Here is a 16,242-nt window from a genome sequence, read left to right as displayed (position 1 = left end):
TATACATGATTCTTTATGAAAATAAACATTTTTGCAACCACACTAAATAAACAATGTCGTTTAAAAAATCATCAATCATAGTGTCACGAAATTATATACTTTTGATTAATTAAATTTTAGTTGATGTTTAAGATGTCGGGTAGGGCTTTGTTCTGTTTACTGTTGATAATAAGCTCCTGCAATAAGGATAAATTTGATTTTGGCAAATTAAAAGAAATCGAACTTACACCGGAAATCTGGATTCCATTTGGTGAAGTAAGCCTCAGCCTTAAAGACATAAAACAAGACACCTCAATTGTTTCAGTCGATGAGGATGGATTTATTTCCATCATCATTGAAAAAGACTCCATGATTCGCACTTCTTTGTCGAAAGCCATGTTAATTCCCGAACAGGACACAAACTTTTTGGCTGTGGTCAAGGGTCAGTCAGTTCAGACCGATGTCAGTGTAAATGTGTTTAATCAGGCTGAATACAAAAAAATTTATTTCGACACCCTTGTTATTTCCTGGATGTTGCCAGTAGGTACTCCGCCTGGCACACGTATCAACATCTCATTTGTTAACTCTGGACACCAAAACGGAAACCTTGATTTTGAATTAGATAATACCACGCACCAGGAAGGTGAATTTCACACAAGTGTCTTTTACAACGGATTTATCGACCTATCCAAAAACAACTCTACTTTCAATGTAGTACAACTATCAGGAAATCTTCTACAGACAGCACCCTGGGTTCCAAATGGTACACCAATACCCTTTACCCTACATGTATCTAAACTCAAAGTCGCAGGAATAGAAGGATATGCAGGTAATACAACAATCGATTTACCAATTTTCAACAACCAGCTCAACATACGTGGCCTGGAAAAGTTTTCTCAAGGAATCATATTTAAAAATCCCTCTCTGAAGCTCAACATTTTTAATCAATCAGGTCTTGAACTAGCTTTCAATCCAAAAATAAATGGAGCCAATCCCCGAGAAGGAGAAGTCATTAGTCTGGAGGTGCCTATCATCAATGTAGCCAAATCACCATCACCGGGACAGGCATTTACCACCCAAATCACATTGGACAAAAACAACAGTAATCTGCCTGATATGCTCAATAATCTACCCGATTACCTCACCGCCAGTGGGTTTCTTATCTTGAATCCATCAGGTAACCAAAACAATTTTCTTTTTCAAAACAATCTGTTGATAGTAAATGGTACCCTTGAAATTCCGATGGAATTTTCGGCAAGCAACTTATTTTTTGAAAATGAAATCAGCAATTTCAAATTTTGGAATTCTGAAAACCGCACTCCGGAGTATGTAGAATTTGAATTAAATAGCCAAAATTTATTTCCATTTCATTTAAAACTTTCTCTAGTGTTTGAGGACTCTCTGACATCCAATGTCATTAGGGCTTATGAGGTCGATATATTAAAAGCTGCTCCTATAGATGGCAATGGCAGAGTAGTCAATCCTAGCAATCATCAGGCCCGACTTACCCTGAGCGAAAACGACCTGAATGATGTAAATCGTGCAAACAAACTTAAGCTGCAGGTAAGAATAAATACCCCCAACAACGGAAACGACTTTGTAAAAATTTATGACTCGTATCGATTCACTTCCCGGATTTCAGGAAGAGCAAAACTGAAGATTCAACCTCTTAAATGAAAAGGATATACACTTTTTTTCTCTTAGCAAGTTTTCAAAGCCTGTACAGTCAAGTGCCGTACTCTTTTTACGGATTCTATCCGATAGCACAATCTCACATTTTCAATCCTGCAGCTCCAGTCCATGAACGCTTTACCCTTGGACTTATCAATACAGGGCTTCAACTACACAATACTCCCTTTAGACCAATGGAATTGTTTCTCAAAGATGGAAACATCAATCAAGTACTTCGAAACTCTATCAGTGGAATGAAGCAAGGGGACTTTCTCACTATGGATGTACGCACTGACCTGTTATTTCTGGGAATAAAAATTAAAGACTTGTACTTTACTGCAGGTGCATACAATCAAATGTCTCTGCTATTTGGATACCCGGTTGAGCTATTTCGACTGGCGTATTTTGGCAATGCACAGTATCAAAATCAAACCGTAAACATTTTGGGAAATTCTATTGAATCCATTTCCTATTCAGCAATTCACGCCGGTACACAAATACAGATGAAACGTCTAACCATTGGTAGCCGAGTAAAATTGCTCAATGGCATACAATCCTTCAAAACAGAGAAAACCAGAGCTGAAATCGGATTTTACGACACTGCATGGACCCTGTCTTCAGACATCTTAATCAGAAGCAGTGGTAGCTTTGATAATTTAGACAAGGATTTCATCAACATACAAAACCACCTGGTACCAGGTAGCACCGGCAACAGTGGTGTTGCTTTTGATTTTGCAGCTGCATGGGACGTAAGTCCTAAACTAAGAGTCTCCGCACTGATGGCCGATGTCGGAAAAATCAGATGGAATCGAAATTTAACAGAGTATTATTCATCAGGTACTGCAGAATTTAAAGGTCTGAACATCAACCTTGCCGATGATAGTCAGCAAGACTCTTTCCAAGAAGTCATAGATTCAATCAATTCAGCTTTGAACATCAATAAAAGGGAGGGAACATCATATTCTACTGCTCTTCCGGTACGACTATCTGCTATAGTTGATTACAAATTTTACAAAAATCAGCGATTGATGGCATTTGCAGATTACAGATTTACAAACGATTTCGCATTCTTTGCTTTCGGTGCTCAATATCATATTCCACTCTTTACATGGTTTCATCTCATGGGATCTTATACTGTTTCCAACAGGAATTTTTACAATTTCGGAGCAGGATTTGCAATTAAATTATTAGGTTTTCAGATATTTGCAATTACAGATCAATTAAATTCCATCTTTAATCCGGAAAAATTGAATTCAATAAATGTACGAATTGGAATAAACTACTCTTTGACAAATCATTCGTATTACTCATCCGGTTTACCTTCAAAAAAAAAGAAGATAAAAAACAAAGAACTGAATACTGAATAAAATGAAATTATCACTTCAAAAATTTTTTATACCTCTACTAATTGCTTTTTCCATTCTCTTCACATCATGTGAAGATGAGTTTCTGATGCCATCGCCAGAAAAGGTGGAAAACACTCAACTTTATTCTGAAGTGATGAGTGAACTTTTCAACATCTGGAAGCGGGTAGATGAGGCCTTGCGAAATCCCACAGTTATAGCCGGTGGACAAGTCAGCATCGATCAGGCGAATATTGCCATCAATGGCAGCGTACTGGTCATTGATTTCGGCAATATTCAGAAGCTCTGCGAAGATGGAAAAACCCGCAGAGGAAGAATTGAAGTGACTCTATCAGGAATATACGGAATTGCAGGTAGTGCATTTCAACTGGAATTTGTCTCCTACAGAGTAAATAACAATCCCGTGGAAGGAACTATTGGCATATCCACAAAGCAAACCAACGAATCATTTATCCTTACTTCTTCAAATTTTACCTTTAGAGATATGAAATTCAATATTGAATCCGAAATTTTCTGGAAAACTGGATTCCTCTCCGTGACAAACGATGATGATACACTACATATAAGCTTTTCTGGAACCGCGTCCAGAAATTCAGTGCCCTACACCATAGGGTTCAACACGGTAACCAATCGCGACCTCCATGTGGCTATGTCATGTGATTACAAAATTTTAAGCGGTATCATCTTCCTACAACATAAAAATGACTCATCAGAGGTGATTTTAGACTTCATTGACTCTGACCAATGTAATGATTTGGTAAAGGTCCATTTTGTTAATGAACGGTACAACACATTCATAAAATTCTCCGGCTTTTAGGACATTTGCTTAACCATTTAACACATCTTGATTTAAATCATCTTTTCATTCAGGCTAGAATAGAATCTTTGTAGCCTCTAAGAAATTTCTTGATTTAGCGTGACGATCACTCCCGAACTGTTGGCGAAGTACGAAATTTCCCTGCCTCGCTATACATCATTTCCAACTCTTCCACATTGGGACCAAAATCACTTCCAACCCTCTAAAGCAATTCAATTGCTAAAAAATCAAGTATTACTTGATCCCAGAGTGAGCCTATACATTCACCTGCCCTTTTGTGAGAGTTTATGCACCTTCTGCGGATGCAATAAGCGAATCACCAGAAACCACCAGGTAGAGGCCCCTTACATCCAATCAGTACTCGAGGAATGGAAACTTTACAAAATGCTCTTACCAACACAGCCTGTAATAAGTCATATCCATCTGGGAGGGGGTACACCTACATTCTTTTCTCCTGAGCAATTAACAATTCTTATCACTGGCTTATTAAACGGCCAAAAAACAGCTGAAGAGTACGAATTTAGCGTTGAAGTACACCCAAACATATGTACAACTAAACATTTAAAAACCCTCTATAACCTTGGCTTTCGGAGAATTTCCGTTGGAATCCAAGATTTCGATCCAAAGGTTCTATATAGTATCAACAGAAATCAAACATTTGAAAAAACCCGTTCAATTATAGAAGAAGCCCGAAATATAGGATTTACCGGAATAAATGTCGATTTGGTCTACGGCTTACCACTACAGACACTTGACAGCATAGCCTATACACTTGAAAAGATAGAAAAGCTTAAACCACATCGCATCGCTTATTATGCATATGCTCATGTACCTTGGAAAAGCAAAGCTCAAAGAAGATACACTGAGAAAGACCTTCCTTCCTCGGCAGACAGATTCAATATGTTTTTATTCGCCAGAAAATGGCTGTTGTCCACAGGATACGTACAAGTAGGGATGGACCACTTTGCAATGCCCCACGACCCGCTTAGTATCGCATTTAAAGCAGGAAAACTAAACAGAAATTTCATGGGCTATACTACCGATATCTCTCCTACCCTTATTGGCCTTGGAGCCTCCTCCATCAGCGACTTTAATACTGCATATGTCCAGAATTATAAAGAAGTTGAAACTTACCAATCAACTATAGCCTCCGGCCACCTGGCCATTGAGAAAGGACATCTGCTGACTGAGGAGGACGTTACCAATAAAAGACATATAATGGATGTAATGTGCAAGGGTAAAATAAAACTACCCAATGATCTCTCACCTGAACATCTCGCGTACATAGAAGAGAAAATTACCGAATTCATCAATGACGGTCTCCTGCAGTGGGAAAATGAATCGCTTGTAGCTACAGAAGCAGGTCTGCTCCTGATACGAAATATTGCGTCAATCATGGATCCGTACCTCTATCGCTTAGGTATGCGAGACAATGTTTTCAGCAAGAGTATTTAAAAATTAAAAATTCTGATTTTTAAATATCACTCCAGAGCAATGGTCTTTTTCTGCACCAGTCACAGAACTCAAGACATTAATTTTATTATGCCATCCCAAGTACCCCATCAGGCCAAAAACAAGGGCTTCTTTAAAATCAATCAGCCACTTGTCTGGCAAAATAATTTCTGCAGAAGTAAGCTGCTTTAAGCGATTTATAATGCCCGGATGATACGCACCACCCCCGGTCACGAGCACTCTGCCTGAAGATGGAAGGTCAGCCGCTATTCTACGTGCTATATGCTCCACTGCCGTATGTAGCAAATCTCTTGGATTGAAAACAGATTCGTAGACGTTTTCCAAAAATATAGATTCTACCCACTCCCTCCCCAGAGATTTAGGACCTTTTTTCTGATAGTATTCCAAATGTTCCCACTGGTCTAATATTTCTCTAATCAACCTTCCTGTTTGTGAATATTTACCATCCCGGTCCATAGTGTCGCCCAGTCGGGCCGCCCAACGATTCAGCACGATGTTGGCAGGGCAAATATCCCAAGCCCTTCGCTTACCATCTATTTTCAAGCTCACATTGGCAAATCCTCCAATATTCAAGCAGGCATCATATTCGCCAAATAACAGTTCATCCCCTATTGGTACAAGTGGAGCACCCTGACCGCCTAAAGCTACATCCTGTGACCTGAAATCGCAGATCACATGGCACTTTGTCATGGCCATAATTACAGCCCCGTGACCAATCTGAAGTGTCAATCCGGTATCTGGCTCATGAAACACCGTATGTCCATGTGAACTTATAAGTAGATCTGAATTCTGGGTATTACGGGATTTTAAAATCTCAATTACCTCTTTTTTCGATAAAAAATTCTGAATCTGAAGCGCTATAAGCCTGGCATAATGAATGTTCATCGAGCAGAGATACGATCCATCTCGCATATAGAGATTTGAGAGTTCCTCCCTCCATTCACGATCATATTCAATGGTCTCAGCATACAATATTTCATAATTTATAGGGCCAAATCCACTGAAGTGACATAATGCCAAATCTATTCCGTCCAAAGAAGTGCCTGACATTACCCCTAATACGAGCATTTTCGAGCAGCTTTTCGGTTAGATTGCCGGATTATCCTGGATTCAGCACCCGTAGATGTGTATGATAAAAGACTATTGTATATGCCAAACAGCAGAGCGCGTATGCCAAAAGTCAAAACATTTGCCAACTGATGCAATCAACGCTCACCCGCCTTTTGATGCTTGCGCATCTCTCCTATCCAGTAAAAAAACGCTACAAAACCAATTCCTAAAAGCAATACATTGGGAATGTTTCCCAACACTGGTAGAATTTGAAAGGTCCATTCAAAAAAATCGCCAAGTGCATAAGCTATCTTTGATACCATCTCTTTTAATTTGCCACAAAAATAAATTATCGGTTGGCAGGGCTAAATAAAATTTTTGAAAAAAAGACGGCATCTAAACCTCTTACGCTGGCGGTTTTTACTTTGATTATTGCTTTGCTTTTTTTTCTACTTCTTGTCATCAAGTCAAAGCCCCCTACACTGAGCATGAAAAGTATTTTATTGTTTTTTTTGTTGAATTCTGCTAATCTGATTTTTTTAGATTACACATTTACAAAACTTGAATTAACCAAAAGACAATTTTTTTTCATACCTCTAACTTTCGTTAGTAATTTGTATATTTTCATTTTTACAAATGATTTTTTTTTCATACTGATACAACTCGTTTTTATTGGAATATTTTACATGCTTTTAAAAAATCAAAACACAGAAAATATTACAATGGTTATCTTTCATCTTACAGCTGTAATTATTGTCATATATTTTTTCAATGCCTCCGGTTTATCTCTGATCATTCCATTCATTCTAATTCTCATTTTGTTCAATATAAATCCTACTAAAAACCTGTTGACTCTTTTCGTATCGTCTATACTTGTTTTTTTCTTTATTTACAGCGTTTCCTTCTTCGCATCCATGTACATTCCCAGCATAAAAATATACAATATCAACCATTTAATCGAAGGATTCAGATTCAATCCGACTGTAAAAACAGAAAGTATAGTAATGACAACGTGTTTTTTATTTGGATTGTACGAACTTCCAAAGTTACAAAGGAGGGCTAGTTTATTCAAAAAGTCATTATTTTCATTTTTCATTATATTTTCCTCACTTGATATTTTAGCATATACTTTCATCGATAAGTACACATTTGGAATGTCCATTCCTGTGATTATATACCTGTATTCCAATTTTATTTATTTCAGAAAAAAAACCCTTGTAAGAGAGATTTTATTCACTGGGTATTTAGCACTTTCAATGGTATTGATTTACAATAAACTTTAGTTGCATGGCTATATATAGTTTTGACAGGTTTATACCCGTAGTTCATCCTACCGCCTATGTGCATCCACAGGCCACTGTTATTGGAGACGTTTTCATCGGCCGCGATGTATATATAGGCCCCGGCGCACGCATCAGAGGTGATTGGGGTCGCATAATCATCAAAGACGGCTGCAATGTGCAGGAAAATTGTGTAATTCATATGTTTCCAGGCGTAACTGTAATTTTGGAAGAAATGGCCCATATCGGCCATGGGGCCATGATACATGGTGCCCAAATCGGACGAAATGTACTGATCGGCATGAATACGGTAGTAATGGATGAAGTAGAAATAGGAGACGACAGTATCATCGGCGCCATGTCGTTTGTGCCACAAGGCATGACCATCCCATCCAGAAGTTTGGCCGTTGGAAATCCGGCCCAGGTCATTAAAAAACTCACCGACGAAATGATTGCCTGGAAAACTCAAGGAACCGAACTGTATATGAAACTCCCTCGGCAAATGCACGAAACCTGCTTAGAAGTTGAACCTCTCCTCGAGCCAGAACCCAACAGACCGGAACACCCCACCGATTACTTCCCTTTAAAAAAGACCCGACGATGACCAAATTAATGTACCTATTGATTTTCACCTAACTTTACTAATTCGTTCCAAAAATCACTCAGATATTTGTATCTTTCACACTAATGATTCATCAGAAAAATGATAAATAAACTTCTCACAAAACTCTTTGGCAGCAAAAACCAAAAGGATCTGGAAGAAATTCACCCCTTTGTAAAGAGAATAAATGAAATATACCCAACACTCCAAAGTCTTTCCGATGATGAACTGAGAGACAAAACAACAGGCTTCAAAGAAAAAATAGCCTCAGCCACAGCCAACATTACCTCTCAAATCGAACAAAAGAAACTACAGGCCGACCAATCTGACGATGTAGACCTGAAAGAAAAACTCTATTCCGAAATCGAAAAACTCGAAAAGCAAGAATTAGAAATCATCGAAAAAGTGCTGATAGACCTCCTTCCAGAAGCCTTTGCTGTGGTTAGAGAGACGGCCAGGCGATTCAAAGAAAATGAATACATCGAAGTCACAGCCACAGAATTTGACAGAGCCCTATCGGCCAGAAAATCCAATGTACAAATCCTCGGCGACAAAGCCCGCTGGTCATCCACCTGGTTGGTTGCCGGCCACCCCGTACGGTGGGACATGGTGCACTACGACGTACAGTTGATCGGTGGTGTAGCCTTACACAAAGGAAAAATTGCCGAAATGGCCACCGGCGAAGGGAAAACTCTCGTAGCTACCCTACCCGTCTATCTCAATGCACTTGCAGGTAAAGGCGTACATCTGGTCACCGTAAACGACTACCTCGCCAAACGCGACGCCGACTGGATGGGCCCGATCTATGAATTCCACGGACTTTCCGTAGGCTGCATCGATAAAACCCAACCCAACTCCCCAGAACGAAGAGCAGCCTATCAATGTGATATTACTTTCGGTACCAACTCCGAATTCGGCTTTGACTACCTCCGCGACAACATGGCACGAAGCATCGACGAAATCGTCCAAAGAAAACACCACTACGCCATAGTAGACGAGGTAGACTCCGTACTCATCGACGATGCACGTACACCCCTCATCATCTCAGGACCTACCGGAAAAAATAACCTGAAAGACTTCGAAGAACTCAAACCCTACGTCGCACGCCTGGTCGAAGAACAACGAAAAATCGTAACCACAGAACTCAACGAAGCTAAAAAACTCATTGCAGCCGGCAATACCAAAGACGGCGGATTTCACCTGCTGCGCGCCCATCGAGGCCTCCCGAAGTTTAAGCCCCTCATCAAATACCTCAGCGAAGAAGGCATCAAAACCATCCTGCAAAAAACCGAAAACTACTATCTCCAGGAGCAAGGCAAGGAAATGCCCAAAGTCGATGCCGCACTCCTCTTCACCATCGAAGAAAAAAACAACCAGATAGACCTCACCGAAAAAGGCATTGAATTCCTTTCGCGCGACACCTCGCCCGATTTCTTTATCCTGCCCGACATAGGTGCAGCTGTAGCCGAAATCGAAAAACAAAACACCACCCCAGAGGAAAAAATCAAGCAAAAAGAACAACTCATGCGCGACTTTGCCCTCCGCAGTGAGCGCATCCACATAATGAATCAGCTCGTCAGAGCCTACACCATGTTCGAACGTGATGTAGAATACGTAGTGATGGACAACAAAGTCAAAATCGTAGACGAGCAAACAGGCCGTATCATGGAAGGCCGCCGATACTCCGACGGACTCCACCAAGCCATCGAAGCCAAAGAAGGCGTCAAAATAGAAGCCTCCACACAGACCTATGCCACCATCACCCTCCAGAATTACTTCCGCATGTACCACAAGCTGGCCGGTATGACCGGTACCGCCGAAACCGAAGCCGCCGAATTCTGGGACATCTACAAACTCGACGTCGTCGTAATTCCCACCAACAAACCCGTAATTCGCCAGGACAAAGAAGACCTCGTCTATAAGACCAAACGAGAAAAATTCAATGCCGTCATCGAAGAAATCATAAACCTCGTACAGCAAAACAGGCCTGTGCTCGTTGGTACCACCAGTGTCGAAAATTCCGAACTCCTCAGTCGCGCACTCACCCTGCGCAAAATCAAGCACAATGTCCTCAACGCCAAACTCCACCAGCGCGAAGCCGAAATCGTAGCCGAAGCCGGCCGCCCGGGCACCGTCACCATCGCCACCAACATGGCAGGCCGCGGTACCGACATCAAACTCACCCCCGAAAGCCGAGCTGCTGGAGGATTGGCCATCATAGGCACCGAACGTCACGACTCCCGTCGCGTCGATCGCCAGCTGCGCGGACGCGCCGGCCGCCAGGGCGACCCGGGATCCTCCCAGTTCTTCGTGTCCCTCGAGGACAACCTCATGCGGCTCTTCGGCTCCGAACGCATCGCCTCCATCATGGACCGCCTCGGGCACAAAGAAGGCGAAGTCATCCAGCACTCAATGGTCACCAAATCCATCGAACGCGCACAGCGAAAAGTAGAAGAAAACAACTTCGGCATTCGCAAACGCCTGCTCGAGTACGACGATGTCATGAACAAACAACGCGAAGTCATCTACCGCTGGCGCCGAAACGCCCTCTACGGCGAAAAACTCGCCATCGACCTGGCCGACGCAATCTTTCAAACCTGTGCCTCCGCCGTAGAACTCTTTAAAGACACCAAAGACTTCGAAGGTTTCCGCGTCGAACTGGCCCGCTACTTCGGCATCGACTCCCCGTTCAGCCAGGAAGAATTCGAACGCATCGACACCAACAAACTCATCGATCAACTCTACCACACCGTCACTGACCACTACACCAAAAAATCACAAATCCTGGCCGAAAAAGCCTGGCCCGCCATCAAAAATGTATTCGAAACCCACGGCACCCACTATCAAAACATCCTCATCCCCTTCACCGACGGACATAAAGGCATCCAAATAGCCGCCAACCTCCAAAAAGCCTACGAAACACGCTGCCAATCCATCATCCGCGATTTCGAAAAATCCGTCACCCTCACCCTGATCGACGAAGCCTGGAAAGACCACCTCCGCGACATGGACGACCTCCGACAGGCCGTACAAGGAGCAATATACGAACAAAAAGACCCTCTCCTCATCTACAAATTCGAATCTTTCGAGCTCTTCAAAAAGATGAAGGAAAAACTCAACCGCGAGCTGGTATCCTTTCTCATGCACGCGTTCATCCCCGTCCAAAACGCCGAACAAGTCACCGCCCCTGCCCCGGCACGCCATATCAAAAACCGCAGCGAGGTCCTAACCACCTCAGGACCAGCCTCCTCATCATTGCCCGACTCACCGCCCACACGTCGCCCCATCATCAGCGACAAAAAATACGGACGCAACGACCATATCACCATCCAAAACCTCACCACCGGCGAACGCAAAAACCTCAAATACAAACAAGCCCAACCCCTCCTTCAAACCGGCAACTGGGTCATCATAGATTAAAATCCAATAAAAATTTCTCCATAGGGCGCCTCCCCCGGCCGCCTGTGAGCGGCCGGGGGCCGGTCTGCGGCTCCTATTCCCTTTGCGGATCGGGCGTGGCACATCGGGCTGCGGTGGCTCGCTACCGCTCCGCCTCCTCGCCCGTGATCCACACCGCCCGCCCGCTGCAGCTCATATCCGCCTCCGCCCTGGCGCATCAAACACATCATGCCCCTACACTGTGTGGACTTTACAACCCCACTCACCAAATACCACCATCCAAACTAGTTTACCCATAAACATTACGCGTTCAAAAGCCTCCATTTTTAAACCTCTGACCTCCCAATAAACCACTACCCCCCCCTCCAATTACCTGACAAAAAACCTAAGTCTGAACATCACCATCCAACATCATACACACTATCAATCCGACAATTCACCATCAAAAACTCCCCTAACTTCCATTGCATGCCCTACTTCACAACCTCAGGCATGCATACAGTACGACCCTCCCTAAATTTCCCGGAAACTAAAAGTCCAAACCCTTCCGTGTAGCCGGTATTCCCTTCATCCACTCAGGCATTGGCTCACCTTTGAGAAAATGATTGTAAAAATCCAGCACCTTACCCGTCAAATCGCGCATATTCTTAAGCTGTGTCAGATTGTGGTCTTCCTTGTTGTACACCAGCATCCACACAGGCTTTTTGAGTCGGTTCAGTCCCATGAAGAGTTCTATCCCCTGATAATAAGGTACCGCACCATCGCGGTCGTTGTGCATGATCAGCAGTGGAGTCTCAACACCGGGCAGGTGAAAGAGAGGACTGTTTTGGATGTAGGCCTGCGGATTGTCCCACAGAGCAGCGCCTATCCGGCTCTGCCCCTGCTCGTATTGGGAGATGCGGCTATGCCCGGTACCCCATCGGATGCCGCCGTATGCGCTCGTCATATTGGCCACCGGAGCACCGGCAAAGGCGGACTTGTACCGGTTTGTCTGCGTGATGATATAGGCCACCTGATAGCCCCCCCAGCTTTGTCCGTTGACCCCAAGCCGTGACCCGTCGATGCGGTCAAACAACCTGAGTGCTGAATCCACTGCGGCCGTCACACACTTCAAAGCATCCTGCCCCGGATTGCCCGTCGTATATACAATATCCGGTATGATCACCGCATATCCATGCGAAACATACACCAGCGGATTGATAATACTCCTGCTAAAGCGCGGTGAATAGTGGCGATGCATATTCTCGGCATTGCGCTCGTAGAAGTAAACAATGCCCGGCTGTTTTTCTGCTGCAGTCGTATCCAGGTATACCAGCCCCTCGAGCGCTACCAACGAATCGTTGGAAAGCCGCACCTCATATGGAAATTTGAAAACCTGACCCCGCCTGAATCCATCGTACTGAAGGCCAAGATCCGACCATTGGCGAAAACGCTCCAATTCCGAATCTGCCGTTTGTATTTCAGGATACTGCAGATAACTCTCTTCCCGTAGCAGAAACCATTGTCCAAACTCACCCCCCAGTATACGCAGCAGCGATTTGTTGAGCGCACGGCTATTTAGGACATTGCCCTTGCGAAGACTCACCAACACCAGCTTTTCTTCAAGAGAGTGGAGATTTTTTTGCACAAGCAAAGCCGACCCACTGACCTGACCTATAAAATTCTCTCTCTGATAAATCCCGCGATAACGAACCTCATGGTCCTGGTCCGAAAAATGACTGACTTTTACGCTTTTTGCTCTGCCATTTGGATCACAAGCATAGATATGATGCCGGTCGTATATCCACACCCGGCGATCACCAGCAGTGAACCCTGCCAACCCAAAGGCAGGAGGAGGTGACGGAAGATCATGGCTGGCCTGGTGCCATTCTGTAGCCACATCTGCACCCAACATCACCACTGATTGATCTCTTACCCTAAAACACTTCCAAACCCGCTCCTCTGGATCAAACCAGGTGACAAACTGCCCGCCAGGCGATAGGACTGCACCTGAGCGAACTTTTCTGACCACCGGTATTCTCCTCCCATCATCTGTATGCACCAATTGATAAGAAAACTCATTGGGAAATTCCCAATTCCTTCCCTCCTTCAGACCTTCATCCAATCGCACCAGTATATAGGGGTCATCCTTTTTTGTATCGATGTAAGCGTATTCTTCGATATCCGAAGTTATCATCACCAGTTTATTTTTTCCGGTGTGATAGACCGCTTTGAGTCCCTTGCTGCGCAACTGACCGAGATTTGCCAGCTGCCATGACATCAGATGGTAGTCTGCGTGCGTGTAGAGATCGAATTCAGGCCTTTCATCTTCAAGCTTTGTTGAATCAGGGTTTTGTTTCCCTGGTCTGCCTGTATGCATTGTCAGGTACAGCCTGTTTTCCGACTCCGAAAACATCCAATCGCCATCGGCATTAAAGTATCCGTTCAAAGCAAGCGTATCCGTAATCTGAATCTGGACTTGCTTTCCCCTGGCATTGCATGCCAGCGTCCACTTCCATATCGGCGGATCAGCAGCACTATCCGACTGTGCCAACCATGAAATGTATGTACCATGATCCGAGACAAGCAACTTTCTGAATTCAAATGAAAGTGTATCGAGCACCTGGTGAGTCGCGTCAGACGATTTAAACAGTCTGAGAATTTTTTTTTCGGACGATGTTTCTGGATTTTTCGAGGCATACAAAAGCCACATGCCATCGGCAGAGACCCCTACATCCGTAGGATATGCCAGAAACAGCGTGTCACCCGTCTTTATATTAAGTCGATACAGAGGCTTTTCTTTAGGAGTCGTGATTTTGGATGGCTTTGATGCTGCTGTATCGGCTTCAGTGCTATCTTTTACGGTCTGTTTCGGCCGGGAAGGAGCTGTAAAGTAGACTACTTCCGTCGACTTTTCGGGGAAGTAAAGCCTCTCCACCTCACCTACAGTATCAATCTGAAAACTAGCAGATATCCGAATCAGGATGTTTTTTGGCCATTTATCTTTTGGTTTTTTAGCAAGCTTGGCATTTCGAACCTCTTCAAAAGGCGGACTTACGATAGCGAGGGCGTAATCAGACAGGTAATTAAAATGCACTTGAATACACCGGTCGAGTCGGATAGTATCTCCGCCATCGTTGTTGAGAAGCATCATATAGCCATCGCCCTCTACCGGCCCAACTTTCCAGGCCATCCATTTGGAATCGCGGCTGACTTTTTCATCTCTCAGGTGATGAAATTTTTCAATTATGTCTGGATCAAAGCTTTGCCCCATCTGGCCAATAGCCGAAAAACTCACACATACACATACAACTGCATATTTTACCCGTGCGAATGAGTACTCTTTCATAGATTGGATTATGGATGTACAAAATAAATATGATAAGCCAAACCCGTGCGCCTGTGATCTTTACAGTATCCTGCTTACATGCAACAGGGACCAATGAAGTAAAAACAAGAAAAACATCTTTTCCATAAGCTTTTTTGAATCATCGCTCACTCCTGCCAATGTAGTGATATCACAGGAAAATTTCTGCAAGCAAATTTGAATCCCCTACAAAACTTTTTGATAAAATATTGACGGCTACTTTCATATTTGGTGCTGTGTTGTGTTTTTAGTACTTTCCGTGCATGAGGAAAACATATCAAAAACTAAAAGAGCGATGTGCCTATCTGCTCGAACCTGGAACTGCTGAATCTGGATGGGCAAAAGCCATAGATGTATTTATCACCCTTATTATCATTGTAAACCTCACGGTACTCATCATCGATTCAGTACCGGATATTCCGCTTTACTACCGACAGAATTTTTATCTGCTTGAGGTATTTACTGTATTGTTTTTCACTATCGAATACGTGCTTAGAATCTGGATAGCTCCTGTCACAGAAGTGTATTCCAGATTTAAAAGACCTAGAGTGGGCTTTGTGCTGAGTTTTTATGGGATCGTGGATTTGCTGGCCATTTTGCCTTTCTATCTCAACTTCATGTTTGGGCTAAATTATTACTATCTGATGGTCTTCAGGCTGTTTCGGATTTTTAAGCTTTTCAGGTATTTTACGGCTCTTCAACTGCTGGGTCGAGTTTTCAGAGCAAAGTTTCAGGAGCTGATGTTTGCCTTGTTTTTCATTATCATCATGCTGATATTTGTTTCTTTTCTGATGTTTTATGTAGAAAACAAAGCCCAGCCGGAAGTTTTTCGCAGCATACCGGAAACGATGTGGTGGGGCATTATCACCCTGACCACGGTGGGTTATGGAGATATGCATCCCATAACTCCGGTTGGAAAATTTCTGGGGGGAATTATCGCTCTCATGGGAATTGGTCTTTTTGCCTTACCGGCTGGTATTTTGGCAGGTGGATTCAGCACGGAGTTACAGAAAATTGCACAAGAGGACACAGAAAAGGATTCGAAGGAAGCAAGCACCACATGCCCTCATTGTGGTAAGCAGCTCAAGGAATAAGTGATAAGTTGCACAGCCTACATATCCGGTTGGTACATGGGAGGGATTTCATGCGGATGACGGTGGAAACCGGATATTGATCTGCTCATCCATATGGCCTATTGACAATAGCCTTGTCCAAATATGGTGAATACTGGCCGGATGCAGGGAAGTTCTTTATAGTCCTTT

Annotated in this window: 11 protein-coding genes; 7 read left to right on the top strand and 4 right to left on the bottom strand. The window is 43.5% G+C overall.

Annotated features, from left to right (window positions below; genetic code table 11):
- The first annotated feature begins 123 nt into the window (after positions 1-123).
- The 4 genes from DES35_RS06235 to hemN all read left to right on the top strand — a co-directional run bounded on the left by DES35_RS06235 (position 124) and on the right by hemN (position 5,286).
- On the top strand, positions 124-1,656 hold the full coding sequence (locus DES35_RS06235) for a hypothetical protein (protein WP_125039405.1): 1,533 nt from the start codon (positions 124-126) through the stop codon (positions 1,654-1,656).
- 53 nt (positions 1,657-1,709) lie between these two features.
- On the top strand, positions 1,710-3,017 hold the full coding sequence (locus DES35_RS06230) for a DUF5723 family protein (RefSeq protein ID WP_148095375.1): 1,308 nt from the start codon (positions 1,710-1,712) through the stop codon (positions 3,015-3,017).
- Position 3,018: 1 nt separating this feature from the next.
- A complete protein-coding gene (locus DES35_RS06225; protein ID WP_125039404.1) occupies positions 3,019-3,831 on the top strand; it encodes a hypothetical protein in 813 nt (270 codons plus the stop codon).
- Positions 3,832-3,930: 99 nt separating this feature from the next.
- A complete protein-coding gene (hemN, locus tag DES35_RS06220; protein WP_037357207.1) occupies positions 3,931-5,286 on the top strand; it encodes an oxygen-independent coproporphyrinogen III oxidase in 1,356 nt (451 codons plus the stop codon).
- 3 nt (positions 5,287-5,289) lie between these two features.
- Here the strand turns inward: hemN and DES35_RS06215 are convergent, their stop codons facing one another.
- The 3 genes from DES35_RS06215 to DES35_RS11415 form a co-directional block, all read right to left on the bottom strand.
- Positions 5,290-6,372: an anhydro-N-acetylmuramic acid kinase gene (locus tag DES35_RS06215; protein ID WP_114366123.1), complete on the bottom strand. Its 1,083-nt coding sequence runs from the start codon at positions 6,370-6,372 to the stop codon at positions 5,290-5,292.
- Between the two features lie 137 nt (positions 6,373-6,509).
- On the bottom strand, positions 6,510-6,677 hold the full coding sequence (locus tag DES35_RS11545; protein WP_160171986.1) for a DUF6341 family protein: 168 nt from the start codon (positions 6,675-6,677) through the stop codon (positions 6,510-6,512).
- 566 nt (positions 6,678-7,243) lie between these two features.
- The gene (locus tag DES35_RS11415; protein WP_125039403.1) at positions 7,244-7,450 is read right to left on the bottom strand and encodes a hypothetical protein; all 207 of its coding nucleotides are present in this window, start codon (positions 7,448-7,450) and stop codon (positions 7,244-7,246) included.
- A 191-nt stretch (positions 7,451-7,641) separates the two neighbouring features.
- On the opposite strand from DES35_RS11415, the gene DES35_RS06205 reads away from it, so the two are divergent.
- Both DES35_RS06205 and secA read left to right on the top strand, forming a co-directional pair.
- Entirely contained in the window at positions 7,642-8,238 is a 597-nt protein-coding gene (locus DES35_RS06205; protein WP_114366121.1) for an acyltransferase, read from the top strand.
- A 99-nt stretch (positions 8,239-8,337) separates the two neighbouring features.
- Positions 8,338-11,655 (top strand): preprotein translocase subunit SecA, encoded by a 3,318-nt coding sequence (gene secA / locus DES35_RS06200; RefSeq protein ID WP_114366120.1) that lies wholly within the window; start codon positions 8,338-8,340, stop codon positions 11,653-11,655.
- Positions 11,656-12,163: 508 nt separating this feature from the next.
- Here the strand turns inward: secA and DES35_RS06190 are convergent.
- Positions 12,164-14,962, bottom strand: a complete 2,799-nt coding sequence (locus tag DES35_RS06190; protein WP_114366119.1) for an alpha/beta hydrolase family protein — start codon at positions 14,960-14,962, stop codon at positions 12,164-12,166.
- A 281-nt stretch (positions 14,963-15,243) separates the two neighbouring features.
- Between DES35_RS06190 and DES35_RS06185 the strand changes: the two genes are divergently transcribed.
- On the top strand, positions 15,244-16,074 hold the full coding sequence (locus DES35_RS06185; protein ID WP_114366118.1) for an ion transporter: 831 nt from the start codon (positions 15,244-15,246) through the stop codon (positions 16,072-16,074).
- The last annotated feature ends 168 nt before the right edge of the window (positions 16,075-16,242 follow it).

The organism is Schleiferia thermophila (genome assembly GCF_003337435.1).
GTDB lineage: Bacteria > Bacteroidota > Bacteroidia > Flavobacteriales > Schleiferiaceae > Schleiferia > Schleiferia thermophila.
Note: the sequence above shows the minus strand (reverse complement) of the source record. Positions and strands in the feature narration are given on the sequence as shown.